14 protein-coding genes are annotated in these 13681 nt (G+C 37.8%); 9 read left to right on the forward strand and 5 right to left on the reverse strand.

What is annotated here, in order from left to right; translation table 11 throughout:
- Nucleotides 1-12: 12 nt before the first annotated feature.
- The 3 genes from CXF64_RS00285 to CXF64_RS00295 are packed head-to-tail and all read right to left on the reverse strand — an operon-like array spanning nucleotide 13 to nucleotide 3086.
- Complete coding sequence (locus CXF64_RS00285) at nucleotides 13-1308, reverse strand: ABC transporter permease (RefSeq protein ID WP_101216009.1); 1296 nt, start codon at nucleotides 1306-1308, stop codon at nucleotides 13-15.
- Complete coding sequence (locus tag CXF64_RS00290; protein ID WP_024590649.1) at nucleotides 1305-2003, reverse strand: ABC transporter ATP-binding protein; 699 nt, start codon at nucleotides 2001-2003, stop codon at nucleotides 1305-1307. Before CXF64_RS00290 ends, CXF64_RS00285 begins: the two co-directional genes overlap by 4 nt.
- 9 nt (nucleotides 2004-2012) lie before the next feature.
- A complete protein-coding gene (locus CXF64_RS00295; RefSeq protein ID WP_024590650.1) occupies nucleotides 2013-3086 on the reverse strand; it encodes a CDP-glycerol glycerophosphotransferase family protein in 1074 nt (357 codons plus the stop codon).
- 178 nt (nucleotides 3087-3264) lie between these two features.
- On the opposite strand from CXF64_RS00295, the gene CXF64_RS00300 reads away from it, so the two are divergent.
- From CXF64_RS00300 to CXF64_RS00335, 8 genes are all read left to right on the forward strand, one after another.
- Nucleotides 3265-4368 (forward strand): phosphoribosylaminoimidazolesuccinocarboxamide synthase, encoded by a 1104-nt coding sequence (locus CXF64_RS00300; protein ID WP_101216010.1) that lies wholly within the window; start codon nucleotides 3265-3267, stop codon nucleotides 4366-4368.
- Between the two features lie 122 nt (nucleotides 4369-4490).
- Complete coding sequence (locus tag CXF64_RS00305) at nucleotides 4491-5153, forward strand: methylamine utilization protein (protein ID WP_101163688.1); 663 nt, start codon at nucleotides 4491-4493, stop codon at nucleotides 5151-5153.
- Nucleotides 5146-7461 (forward strand): bifunctional diguanylate cyclase/phosphodiesterase, encoded by a 2316-nt coding sequence (locus tag CXF64_RS00310; protein ID WP_101216011.1) that lies wholly within the window; start codon nucleotides 5146-5148, stop codon nucleotides 7459-7461. Before CXF64_RS00305 ends, CXF64_RS00310 begins: the two co-directional genes overlap by 8 nt.
- Nucleotides 7448-8281 carry a DUF3034 family protein gene (locus tag CXF64_RS00315; RefSeq protein ID WP_024606990.1) on the forward strand — a complete coding sequence of 278 codons (834 nt, stop codon included), beginning with the start codon at nucleotides 7448-7450 and terminating at the stop codon, nucleotides 8279-8281. Before CXF64_RS00310 ends, CXF64_RS00315 begins: the two co-directional genes overlap by 14 nt.
- On the forward strand, nucleotides 8281-8700 hold the full coding sequence (locus CXF64_RS00320) for a group I truncated hemoglobin (protein ID WP_007581961.1): 420 nt from the start codon (nucleotides 8281-8283) through the stop codon (nucleotides 8698-8700). Before CXF64_RS00315 ends, CXF64_RS00320 begins: the two co-directional genes overlap by 1 nt.
- Before the next feature lie 64 nt (nucleotides 8701-8764).
- A complete protein-coding gene (locus CXF64_RS00325) occupies nucleotides 8765-9829 on the forward strand; it encodes a CDP-glycerol glycerophosphotransferase family protein (protein WP_024592822.1) in 1065 nt (354 codons plus the stop codon).
- A gap of 76 nt (nucleotides 9830-9905) precedes the next feature.
- Entirely contained in the window at nucleotides 9906-10331 is a 426-nt protein-coding gene (locus CXF64_RS00330; RefSeq protein ID WP_004335499.1) for an adenylyltransferase/cytidyltransferase family protein, read from the forward strand.
- A gap of 3 nt (nucleotides 10332-10334) precedes the next feature.
- The gene (locus CXF64_RS00335) at nucleotides 10335-11168 is read left to right on the forward strand and encodes a sulfurtransferase (RefSeq protein WP_101216012.1); all 834 of its coding nucleotides are present in this window, start codon (nucleotides 10335-10337) and stop codon (nucleotides 11166-11168) included.
- 450 nt (nucleotides 11169-11618) lie between these two features.
- Here the strand turns inward: CXF64_RS00335 and CXF64_RS00340 are convergent, their stop codons facing one another.
- Nucleotides 11619-11978 (reverse strand): DUF5522 domain-containing protein, encoded by a 360-nt coding sequence (locus CXF64_RS00340; protein WP_101216013.1) that lies wholly within the window; start codon nucleotides 11976-11978, stop codon nucleotides 11619-11621.
- 43 nt (nucleotides 11979-12021) lie between these two features.
- Here CXF64_RS00340 and CXF64_RS00345 point away from each other — a divergent pair, with 43 nt between their 5' ends.
- Complete coding sequence (locus CXF64_RS00345) at nucleotides 12022-12348, forward strand: hypothetical protein (protein WP_039488300.1); 327 nt, start codon at nucleotides 12022-12024, stop codon at nucleotides 12346-12348.
- Nucleotides 12349-12617: 269 nt separating this feature from the next.
- On the opposite strand, the gene CXF64_RS00350 is transcribed toward CXF64_RS00345, so the two are convergent.
- Nucleotides 12618-13586, reverse strand: coding sequence for a class 1 fructose-bisphosphatase (locus CXF64_RS00350; RefSeq protein ID WP_033038639.1), 969 nt, complete (start codon nucleotides 13584-13586; stop codon nucleotides 12618-12620).
- Nucleotides 13587-13681: the final 95 nt, after the last annotated feature.

Here is a 13681-nt window from a genome sequence, read left to right on the forward strand (position 1 = left end):
AATACCTAAAAATTATGCTTTTATACTCATACCATCGCTGAGTGAATAAAAATAAGCGCGAGTAGCGGGTATTAAGCCAATAATAAAACCGGCTGCCATAATAACGCCGATTAAGCCCAGTTCATAGTAAGAGAGTATTGTGATATTTACGCTTATACCGGCATGGCTTTGTAAGTAACCGCCGGCTGAAAAAATAACTAAATAGTAAAGCACACTACCTACTAGGCAACCAAGTAAAGTAGTCAGTAGTGACTCAATACTTATAAGTGTAAATAAATGCCAAGGGCGAGCGCCTACCGAACGTAATATAGCAAGTTCGCGACGACGCTGACTTAAATTTGCAAGCAATGTCGTTAGCATGCCAAGTAGGCTTACTAACACGACAACAGCTGAGAATAGCAAAAGTATTTTTTCTACTATGGCGAGCATTTCCCATAACTCTTTAAGTGTTACGGTTGGCATAATGCCAAGCAGGGCTTCTGGCTTATATTGATTTATATTGCGCCTAATTTGTAATGTGTACAAAGGCGAATTAAATCCCATTAAAAATGCTGTAATTTGCTTAGGGTGACCAGCTAGGCTGTTATCTTCGTCATGCTCATGCTCATGCTCATGCTCATGCTCATGCTCATGCTCATGCTCATGCTCATGCTCATGCTCAAGGCTAGCTTTACCGCCGTGAATTAAATCGATTGCAGCCAAAGGAATATGCAGCGTTTTATCAACAGGCGTGCCAGTAGGGTTTAAAATACCGACGACTTTAAATGGGTTATCGTCATGATGATGAAAGCTGGTGTTCCCCATACCGTGCGATATAACAATAGAGTCGTTAAGTTTATAACCTAATTTATTTGCAACTTCACTACCTAGCACCACTTCGTTAATTGCAGCAAAAGGGTGGCCTTTGTTAAAGGTTAAATTTTGTTTTTTTGCAAAGCGATAATGGCTAAAGTAATCAAGTGTTGTGCCTAGTACCGCTTGGCCTTTATGGCTGTCGCCTAGGCTTATAGGTATGCTCCATTTTACGCCTCGCTGACTTGTTATGTATTCATAACTTTTCCAGCTTACGCCGTTATTAGTATGGCCAATTCTAAATACTGACGAAAGCAGCAACTGTATGTCGCCGGTACGCGCACCAACAATTAAATCAGTGCCCGAAATAGTATTACTAAAACTACTTTTAGCATCAATTCGTACACGCTCAATACTTAAAAGTAACATTACACTAATTGCGATAGTAAATAATGTAAGCAGTACACTTGCGCGGCGGTTTAATAAGCTTTTGTAAGCAAGTTTAGCGAGAATCATACTTGTTCCTGCAAGCTTATAAGGTCAATGGAGCGGTCAAATAAAGGCTTTAGTGTTTCATCGTGGCTCACAAATACCAGCGTACTATTAGATAACTTTGCTTGTTCAAACAGTAGCTTTATAAAGCTCTCACGGTTATTTGTATCGAGTGCAGAGGTGGGCTCATCAGCAATTATTAATTCAGGGCTGCCTATAAATGCGCGAGCTGCAGCAACGCGCTGTTGCTGTCCAATACTCAATGTCGCTACATCTTTATGGTGATACTGCGCAGTAAGGCCTAAAGCATTTAATAACCGCATCGCTTCTTTTTGTAAGGCAGAGTTTTTATTTGATGATTGCTTTAATATTTTTTGTTTTCGACTTTTTGAAAACTCACACCCAAGCGTTATATTTTCAATAGGAGTTAAATAAGGAAGCAGGTTAAAGTTTTGAAAAATGTAGCCAATGTGATCCGCTCTAAAAACATCACGGGTAGTATTGCTTAATGTAGTTAGGTTTTGGTCTAAAATTGATACCTCACCGCTGGTGGCTGTATTAATACCAGCAAGAATCGCTAACAATGTCGATTTACCTGAGCCACTAGGACCGTGTAAAAAAATATGCTCACCTTTTTCTATAACTAACTCTTTTATGTTGAGCGTGGGTGAGCTATCGCTTTTATGCCACTTAAAAGTTACGTTTTTTAGGTTGATCATTACTTTATTTTACCATTTCCAATAATTGAGGTTTCTGCGCGTTTTAAATTGCCTAATAATATTAAATGGCTTAGGTTTTAGTTTATCTTCACTTAATAAAAACTCATTTGTTGCAGCAACTACGCGTTCACTCGACTGCCCATCAGTATATGGATGAAGCTCTTGGCAATAGTTTTCAATGTTTTTCATAAGTGTTTTAGGGTACGTGAAAGCCTGCTCTAAGGCTTCTTCAACTTTATTAGGGTCTGTTACATTAAGTAGGTGTTCCTCAGGAGCATTATTACAAAAGGTGACCACAGGTTTTCGTTGGACTAAAAACATTAAAAGTACTGATGATGTATCGCATAACATAACATCGGCTGATTTTAATAAAGGGACTACGTCGTCGGTCTCAATAAACGTTAAATTTTGATTGCTTAATGCCTTATATTTGCTTACCAATTCAGTTGGCATTTTTGGATGAAATTGCATTAAAATTCGCCATTTTCCGGTTTCACTAAAATGTTTTATTTGCTCATATAGCTTTGGTGCAAGCGATAGTCGCTTTGAAAATGTAGAGCAGATTAATAAGGTTGGTCGGGTGTCTGATTTATTTGTATAAGGCGTTTCGGTGATGCCATCAAATAATCGGTCAAGAGGAGGCCAGCCAGTTTCTGTTACCTTGAAATAGCCTAGTTTTCTTTGTAAGGCTTTAAATGGGATTGTTGTATTTGGGCCTTGTGTACAATACAGGTCGAAACAACCTCTAGCTTTAAGATGATCGTTATTCCCTTTTTTATCTAGCTTACCTGCATCAAAGCCATGAAACACACCTACTTTGATACCAGGGAAAAAAGTGGGTATTAAATTAGCCGGTGCAAACGTTGCATCGGGTTTCCATTCGTGAATATCTTCTATTGTATTAAGCCGTTTTTCTTCTTTTTTTAAAAAATTAGGATTGACTGCCAAACCTTGTAAAAACCAGCGCACTTCACCACCATGAGCTAATATTGCAGCCTGAATAGGCCTCAAAATAGCATATGAATAATTTTGAGAAATATACATCAAGTATTTTTTATTTTTAGTGGCAGTTAAGTAGTTCAAGCTATCTCCTCAGGCTGGTTGGCACATTAAGTTTACCCCATTGCGACTCGCTTATAAATATATGCCTTTATTTGTTTTAAGCATCCGATTGAGCTTTGAGGTTGGCTAGATTATTATACAGCCCATATAACCCCATACCATACTTTGCTCAAAGAGCATCCCTAACCCCGGAGATAGCATGACTAGCTATAAAGTTTTAGACGTAAACGATGATTTACCCATTCGTACCAAAGGTGAAGTACACAGCGGTAAAGTTCGTTCAGTTTATTGGTTAACTGATGAAGACAGCGCACGATTAATTAAAGACAAAGGCTACCAAGTACCGACAGGTACTGAGCTTGCGATTATGGTTATTTCAGACCGAATTTCTGCATTTGATTGCATTTGGCAAGGCGAAAACGGTTTAAATGGCGTACCAGGTAAAGGTATAGCGCTAAACTCAGTTGCAGCCCATTGGTTTAAGTTATTTGATAAAGCGGGTCTTGCGGGCAATCATATTGTTGATATTCCACATCCGTATGTGTGGATTGTACGCAAAGCCAGTACAGTAAAAGTAGAGGCAATTGCTCGCCAATATATTACGGGTAGCATGTGGCGTGACTACGCTAAAGGCATACGTAACTTTTGTGGTATTGACTTGCCAGAAGGCTTAAAAGCGAACCAAAAGCTTGATAACGTTTTAATTACGCCATCAACAAAAGGTATTATTGAAGGCGTTGCTGATATTCCGCCAGTTGATGATGTAAATATTACTCGCGCTAACATTACTAATAACTTAGATGTATTTAACTTTAAATCGGCAGATGACGTAACCAAATACGAAAAACTGTTAGTTGAAGGTTTTAAATTAATTAGTGATGAGCTAGCGAAGCTTAACCAAATTTTTGTAGATACAAAATTTGAGTTTGGTTATGTAGAGGATTTAAATGGCGCGCAACAGCTTATATATATTGATGAAGTAGGCACGCCTGATTCGTCACGTATTTGGGATGAAGAAGCATACAAAAATGGTAAAATTGTTGAAAATTCTAAAGAAGGTTTTCGCCAATTACTTATTAATAATGTGCCAGAGAGCGACGTATTATTAAATAAAGATCGCATGAGTGAGCGTGAGCAATTAGCAAAAGATTATATTTTACCAGAATCAGTAATGCTTGAAGTGTCAAATACCTATGTTGGCATAGCGAGCAAAATTGTAGGTAAAGATATTGTGATCCCAGAGAATCCTCGCCAAGAAGTAATTACTATTTTAGATAACGATTACGGATTAATTGTTAAATAGCAGCACTTAAGTGCTAACAAAGCCAGTAACTAAGTCTTTATTTTTAGTTACTGGGCTATAATTCTTGCAATTAGTGCTCGTCTCTAATTAACTTAACCTAACATTAATATTTAGGTGTTGTTATGTTTGAACGGGCATTTCAAAAGTTTGCTAAAAGTCATTACTTTTTAGCTATAGGTTTGTTTTTTAGTCAGTTTGCTTTAAGTGCGAATATTGAATTAGTAATAGAAGATCAGCACGGCCAAAAGTTATCAGGTGCAGTGGTTGAGCTTAATATTGCTGACAAACAAGCCACACCATCAAATTTGCCCATTGCTATAATGGATCAAGTCCATAAGCAGTTTTTACCCGAATTATTAGTTGTACAACAGGGTCAAAAAGTTAACTTTCCTAACAGCGATAATATTCGCCATCATGTTTATTCTTTTTCACAAGCTAAGCCTTTTCAACTAAGATTATATTCAGGGCAACCAAAAGAGCCCATTACGTTTGAGCAACAAGGGGTTGTTGTTTTAGGGTGTAATATTCATGACTCTATGGTTGGCTATATCTATGTAGCGAGTAGTGAATCCGTATATAAAACAGATAAAAAAGGCTATGTTAGTTTGCCTATTAATACGCTGCCTGCACAAGTGAGTGTGTGGCACCCTTTACAAACAGCGCCATTGGAGAATAAAAAAATGATAACAATTAATTCTCAAAAACAGTTACAGATAACAGTAAACACATCGACCCCAGCACCTAGAAATACCTTTGGTAGTAAGTTTAAGGCTGGTAATGACTAATAGTTTACGAAATCGCATAACCATTTTATGTGTTGGCTTAGTGTTATTAACCACTATGGTCAGCTTGTTTAGTTTTTGGTGGTCTACGAGTAAGTTTCAAGAAGAAAAAGTAAATCAAGACATTACCGTAGCGCAAAATGTTTATAAGCAATATTTAAAATCAAAAGAAAGCCTACTACTAACCGCAGCAAAAGTACTCACCTCCGACTTTGGTTTTAAGCAAGCTGTAGCAACGCGGGATGCCGGGACAATAAGCAGTGTGTTGTTTAATCATAGCCAACGTATTGATGCCGAATTAATGCTGTTACTTGATTTATCGGGTAAGCTAATTTCCGCCAATACTGACGAAGACGCTTTTGCACATAACTTAAAGCCGTTAATGGAAGAGCTTTTAAGTGCGCCAGAAGAGTCTAGTTTTGTGGTGCTAAATAACGAGCTTTACCAAATTATTTTATTACCTGTGAGAGCGCCACGTACAGTGGCATATAGTTTGGTGGGTTTTAAAATTGATGACAATGTAGCCCATGAACTAAAAAGCTTAACAGGCATGGATGTGAGCTTTATAGGTAGCGCTGACGATATTGTTATTAGTTCATTAGCTAATCGCCCTGAGCAATTTGAACCTGTTAGCTATTTTAGTACCGTAACCACTTCGCGGTTTTTTGGTGAGTATTTGGTGTATCGTAACCGAGATATAGATTTACCATCGTTGTTGACCCATCCTATAATTATTTTACTGAGCGCCGATTTAACACAAAGTTATAGTGACTTCGAAAAACTTCTTTTTACACTTATTATTTTAGCTATTTTAACTATGTTTGTAGGTGTTATTACGAGCAGCATATTTGCAAATAATTTAACTACGCCACTTACTCAACTAGCTGTAATAGCAAGGCAATTTGCACAAGGTAATTATACATTTGAATTTAAAGGGCGAAGGCAAAGTACCGAAATAGACACGCTAGTCGCAGCGTTTGATAGCATGGGTAATGATATTAATCAGCGCGAGCAACAAATTAGCTTTCAAGCCAGACACGACTCCCTAACAGGCTTTTATAACCGCTCAGCCATGCTTGAGGTGCTTGATGATGAGTTAGATTCATCAGCCGAGTACACGCTCGTTGCAATAGACATAAAAGGTCTTCGCCATATAAACGATAAGCTCGGTCCGCGTATTGGTGATGACTGCCTAAAGGCGGTTGCTTGCAGAATAAGTGAGTTTTCGGATGAGTTAGGGGGCTTTCATGCTCGTATTGGCGGCGATGAGTTTTTAACTGTGTTTCCGACTGCGGCAGCGCGCGAACACAAAAGCGGTATTGTTGGCTTAATGGCACAATTACAAGCGTGCTACACCATTCAAAAACTAAAAATTAACTTACGCTTTAGTGCGGGCATTGTGCAGTATCCTACGCAAGGAATTGCAAGTGATGACTTAATGCGCCGCGTGCTAATTGCTGTTGAAAGTGCTGCAAACACACAAGAGAGCATACATTATTATCAAAATGGTGAAGACGAGGCGCACTTAGAGCGCTTAATAATGCTTGATGAATTAAAGCAGGCTATTAGTGATGATGATGGTCAGTTATTTATGACCTATCAGCCAAAATTACACATGAAAACGCAAAAAATAGATAAAGTTGAGTCGCTTATTCGCTGGCAGCGAAAAGATGGTAGTTGGGTTAATCCTGAACTGTTTATTGACTTGGCTGAGCAGTCGGGCCTTATTGTTGAACTTACAGGGTGGGTTGTTAATACGGTTGTAGCACAAGTAGCGGATTGGCAGTTTAAAAATATAAACTTACAGGCTGCAATAAATGTATCTGCGCAAGATATAGCATTTCCGGGCTTTCATGCTGCATTAGTTCGTACGCTTAAAAAGTACAAAGTAGATCCTAAGCTGATCACTATTGAGCTTACTGAGCGCGATATGATCGAAAACGAAGAAAAAGGTATTAAAGCGCTCGAAAACCTAAAGGCAATTGGCGTTAAAATATCATTAGATGATTATGGTGTAGGGCAAACATCACTTGGTCGATTAAAAATGTTACCGATTGATGAGCTTAAGCTAGATAAGTGCTTTATCCTAAAACTTGATGAATCGCAAAAAGATCAATTTATAGTGCAATCATCAATTACGTTGGGGCATCAGCTAGGTTTCTCGGTTGTAGCTGAGGGGGTTGAAACACTTGGCTCATTAAATTTACTTAGAGGTATGCAGTGTGACCATGCACAAGGCTATTACTTAAGTAGGCCTTTAAAAGCAGAACTATTAGAAGAATGGCTGGAGGAATACTATGAAAAAAATTAAATACTTATTAGCAAGTTTGTTTTTAATAATTAGTGTACCGAGCATTGCAAGCAATGGAAAACTGCTAGCTACGCCGGGAGTTTCTCAAATTGAAGGCAGTGGCGGCGGTGGTATTGTACCGTGGGCACAACTTGCTGGGTACGCAAGTGATGACGAATTTTCGGTAAATGGCTTTTGTAGCCGCGCAGATGTAACCGACTACACACTTGACGTATGTGGTGCACAACTTAATTTATTTAATCGTGTTGAGCTCAGTTATGCCCAACAGCGCTTTGATGTACCAGCACTTGATGCTGAAATAGAGCAGTCAATTACAGGTGCTAAAATACGTTTATATGGCGATATTGTTTACAGTGATTGGCCACAACTTAGCTTAGGTATTCAGCATAAATCACTGGATGATGGCAGTATTGCAACACTTGTAGGCGCAGAAGATACTAGCGGCACTGACTACTACCTCGCTGCTAGTAAGTTACATTTGGGGGCTATTGCTGGTTATAACTGGTTTTGGAACGTAACTACACGATACAGCGAAGCTAATCAACTTGGTTTGCTTGGCTACGGTGGAGAAAATGGTAGTGGTAAAGTGCTATTTGAAGGCAGCACAGCTATATTTTTTAGTCGTGAAGTCGCCGTAGGTGTTGAGTATCGTCAAAAATCAAATAACTTAAACTTAGGCGAACAAGATTGGAAAGACTTATTTGTAGCATGGATGCCTAATAAGCACGTAAGTGTGACAGCGGCTTACCTTGATTTAGGAAGCATTGCAGGAGCTGACGATCAAACAGGTTGGTATTTATCGGTAACAGGGTATTGGTAATGAAAAGCGTTGGTATTTTTATAGTATGCGTAGGATTGCTTTGTAGTTGTGCTAGCTCAACACAATTATCGCTTTATCAAAAGCTCGATGGTAAAGCGGGGATAGGCAGAATTGTTGATAGCTTTATCTATCAAATAGGTAATGACGAGCAGATAATTCATTACTTTGAACACAGCAATATAGCGTACTTTCGCCAAGGGTTTATTACTCATATGTGTATGTTAGTAGAAGGCCCATGTACATACGATGGCGACTCTATGGTAGCAATCCATACAGGTATGCATATTACAGAGAAAGACTTTAATCATGTGGTTGATTTACTTATAAATGCAATGAATGAGCAGAACATTAGCCATAGTTTGCAAAACGATATTCTCTCTAGAATGGCACCACTTCGTGGTGAAATTATAAAAATGTAATCACTTTGTTTTTGTTATGCTCCTTTCAAGGTAGAATATAAAGAAAAAATAATAGTGATCCTATATGAATATAATTTTTGATACGCAAAGTCTTTACTATCTCCCTCAGTATATCCCTGTATATAAAGAATTATGTAAAAATGGCATCAAAAGTAAATTTGTATTTTATAAAAATAGCCATGAACATTTAATCCAGCGTGTTATAGATGACTATGACTTAGAGCACATCTGGGTTAACGAACAACAACAATCAATTGCTTATTACGAAAATGAAAAAGCTGATTGGGTTTTTTTTGCTAACTCTTTTTGTTACCTAGACCGCTTACATAAAGTATCTAAAAGCGCTCAGCTCGGACATGGAATAGGCCCTAAATCAAGTTACTATACTAAGTCTAGTCAAGCAATGACAGTTAGATTTGTTGAAGGTCAGTACAGACTAAACCGTTTAAAATCAATGTATCCAAATGATGAATTTGTTGATGTAGGCTTTTGCAAATTAGACCCTATTTTTAATAAGGAAAAAATTGATGGCACGTTAGAATTAACTAACTTTGATAATAAAAAACAAACTATTTTATACGCTCCTACATTTTATCCAAGCAGCTTAGAGTTATTTCCTGAAAATTGGCCGGAACATTTTGGTGATTACAACATCTTAATAAAACCTCATTACTTTTCTATTAGTAAAGAGCGTTATAAAAAACACGTGAAATTGCTAGATCATTGGTCAACGTATCCCAATGTATATTTAGCAAAAGTAGAAGATTATTCGTTAGTGCCTTTTTTAGATAAAGCAGATTTATTGATTAGTGATGCATCATCAGCTTTATTTGAATTTGCTCTGTTAAACAAGCCAGTCATTTGGTGCGATTTTTTGAAGTTGCGGTGGGGATACAAAGGAATATTTTCATATCGTTTTAAAAAGCGAATGGATCAAGATTATGGTGAGTATGCGAATGTTGCTATACACGCCAAAAAATATAAAAACCTTAAAAAGTTAGTTGAACAACAACTGGCTGAACCAGAAAGCTTAGCTAATATTAGATTGTCTTTATCAGAAAAGTTAGCGGGTAAAATGGACGGTAAAGCAAGTAACAGAATTGTTCAATATTTAATAAAAAATAAGTAACTATTACAAAAGTATTTGGATGTAATCGAACTACTAAAAGGATTTATAAACTCTAAATTATAATTGGGCTTTAGAAATGAAAAAAATTGGATATACAACGGGTGTTTTTGACTTATTCCACATAGGTCATTTAAATATTCTGAAAAGAGCCAAATTAGAGTGTGATTACTTAATTGTGGGTATTACTACCGATGAGTTAAGCAAGTCAGCTAAAAATAAAGAGCCAGTGATTCCTTTTCAGGAGCGTATGGAAATAGTTGAAGCAATAAAATTTGTTGATGAAGTTGTTCCCCAGGTTAACTATGACAAAGAAGAAGCCTGGAACAACTTAAAATTTGATAAAATGTTCGTGGGTGATGATTGGAAGGGCACCGATAAGTGGAACCAAATAGAAGCTGACTTTAAAAAGTTTAATGTTGAAATATGTTATTTCTCTTATACCTCTCATACATCTAGTACAAAATTAAGAAACGTATTAGACAAAATATGTAGTGCTAAATAATTAATGAAAAACCTAATTAGCTGTCAGCAATTACACGATCAACTTAATAATCCTGCATTAGTGATATTTGATGCAGGTATGCTGCGCCCAGGTGTTTTGGGTGCTTATTCGCCGCAAGCAATGCTGCCTAGCGCTAAACGTTTTGACATAAAAAACGAATTGGCCGATAGATCAAATCCCTTACCAAGTATGGTATGCAGCGAGCAGCAGTTTACCCACGTGATGCAAAATGCAGGTGTAAATAACGACTCGTTTATAGTTGTATACGAAGATGGCGGTTTATTTAGTGCAGCAAGAGCGTGGTGGATGTTTAAAGCTATGGGGCATCACAATGTTAAAGTACTCAGTGGTGGCCTTAAAAAGTGGTTAGAGAGCGGTTACGCCATACAACAAGGTTATAGCAAAGCGTCAGGTAAAGGTGATTTTACGGCAAACTATAATTCTGAGTATTTTATTAATAGCCAACAAGTGGTTGACGCAATCGATGAGCTTAACACTGTATTGCTAGATGCACGTGCTTATAAACGTTTTACAGGCGAAGAAAGTGAACCCCGAAAAGGTATGCGTAGCGGGAATATCCCAAATAGTCGATCGTTACCTTTTATGGATTTACTTAATAAAGGTGAAGCAAAACCACTTACTGAAATTAAAGCGATATTTAATGACGTGGTCGGTGATGCGCAGCAGCTACAATTTAGCTGTGGCTCAGGTATTACAGCCTGTGTTTTAGCGTTATTTGCTACCGAGTGTGGTTACAGTAATTTAAGTGTTTATGATGGCTCGTGGAGTGAGTGGGGCGCAAGTGATTCATTGCCCATCGCCACGGGAGAAAAGTAGACATGTTGCATATGTAAAGCTTGCTCACGTTAAAAGCGCAGCGCCTCAAAACCTCTTTGTGAATAATTGCATTTAAAAATATTACTCACAAGGAGAAGTGAAAGAGATGAAAATGAGAAGATAAAAACCAGTGCTTACTCGTATTTGAATACTGTTTTTATACAATAACTTACTCTAAAAGCGCAGCGCCTCTAAACCTCTTTGTGAATAACAGTACTTAAAAATATTATTCACAAGGAGAAGTGAAAGAGAAGAAAATGAGAAGATAAAAACCAGTGCTTACTCGTATTTGAATACTATTTTTATACAATCGCTTACTCTAAAAGCGCAGCGTCTCTAAACCTCTTTGTGAATAACAGTATTTAAAAATATTACTCACAAGGAGAAGTGAAAGAGAAGAAAATGAGAAGGTAAAAACCAATGTTTGTTCGTATTTGTATTAAATAGCTTTTACTTTCTAAAACCATAAGGGCAACTTTTACAACCATTTTTGCAGCACGAACCACGCTTTAAAAAAAACCACTTACTAAATATCATGTAACCACTTTGCATGGTGTAGTCGAGCCCTTCAATTAAATTTTCGTTATCTCTAAATTGTTTTGCAAAGTCTATTTGAGTTTTAATAGGTTGTGTATAAACACCCTTTAAAAAAGTATTTATTTTATTAAGCGTGCACTTGCGGCATAAACAACTTGTTGCTGTGATATCAAGCGGTAAAATAGCCGGCAGCTCATTGCACCAACACGCTGATATATCGTCTACATTACACGTTAGAGTACTGTGGCATTGAGCGCAGTTAAGTTGAGTCATTATAATTCTTTTTAGTAACAGTGAGCCAAGAATAACAAATATTATGAATACACAAAAAGCATTAGCTGAATTTATTACATTTGGTGAGCAAAGGGACGAAGCTATATCGGTTATCGTTTCAAGCCCTGCTGATAGCAATAAAACTCATTATACTCTCTCAACCGAGGTTTTAATTGATGTTCTTAAGCGCTGTTTAAGTAACGAAATAGACTTAGATGATTTAGAGCTTTGGGCAAACGTAATTGAATCGCGAGATGACATTGATTGTGCTGAGCATGAAGGTTTTATTTATGCGCTCAGTAATAGCGAGCAAATGGGGGAGCTTAACCATCAAAAGCTTGCTCAAATAGTTGCGTTAGTAAAAGTTTAAAAAGCGAGGTGTAAAACCTCACCTACAATATGGAACATAAACTTGTAGGTGCGAATTTACTTCGCGCTCATGTAACGTGGCTTTGGTGTTTAAAAAGCGAGGTATAAAACCTCACCTACAATATGTGCAACCCTGTAGGTGCGAATTTATTTCGCGCTCATGTAACGTGGCTTTGGTGGTTAAAAAGCGAAGTGTAAAACCTCACCTAATAAAAAACCGCACTTCAATTGAATGCGGTTTTTTGAATTGAAGACAATCGTTTTAAGCGATTATTTATGATATCCCAAGCACGTTTCGACTTCGTTTTTAGAACCTAAAATAACGGCTACTCGCTGGTGGATTGCATCAGGCTGAATATCCATAATACGCTCGGTACCGGTTGATGCGATGCCGCCAGCTTGCTCTACTAACATAGCCATTGGGTTTGCTTCGTAAAGTAGGCGTAATTTATTTGGCTTTTTAGGATCTTTAGTGTCGGTAGGGTAAGTAAATAAACCACCACGGCTAAGTACGCGATGCACGTCGCCCACCATTGCTGCAATCCAGCGCATATTAAAGTTTTTAGCGCGAGGGCCTGTATCACCTGCTAGCAAATCATTGATATAGTTTTGCATAGCTGGCTGCCAATGGCGTTGGTTAGACGTATTAATGGCAAATTCGTTTGTATCAGCAGGGATTTCGGCAAAATCTTGTGTAAGTAAAAAGCTGCCTTGTGTTTTATCAAGGGTAAACATGCGCGTGCCTTTACCTGTAGTCAGCGCAAGCATTGTTGACGGGCCGTAAAGTACGTAACCTGCTGCAACTTGCTTGTGGCCGGGCTGCATAAAAATGCTTTGATCAGCAGCGTCTGAGCCTTCAGGCGCTTCCATAATAGAAAATATAGTACCCACAAGTGAGTTAATATCCGTATTTGACGAGCCATCGAGTGGGTCAAATGCCACTATAAATTTAGCGTCTGGGTTACCTGCTACTGTGTAGTCTTCTTCTTCAGACGCGATTGCTTTAACAGTACCTGATTCCAGTAAAATATCTTTTAACAGCTGATTAGATAATACATCGAGCTTTTTTTGAGTTTCGCCTTGAATGTTTTCATCAAGGGTTGAGCCTAATACGCCAGAAAGCGCGCCTTGACCAACGCGAAACGAAATTTCTTTACATGCTGCTAAAATTGTTCGAATTAATGATAAAAGTTCTCTTGAACAACCATCTTCAAGTAATACTGGAGGGAGTCTACGCATTCTATTTTCCTGATAACGTGTTAAAACCAATCATAATGTGAGAGAGATTAGCTTAGAGCGCTGAAATTCGTCTTAAATAACTGTATTGTTTAAAT

The organism is Pseudoalteromonas sp. GutCa3, from assembly GCF_002836155.1.
Classification (GTDB): Bacteria; Pseudomonadota; Gammaproteobacteria; order Enterobacterales; family Alteromonadaceae; genus Pseudoalteromonas; species Pseudoalteromonas arctica.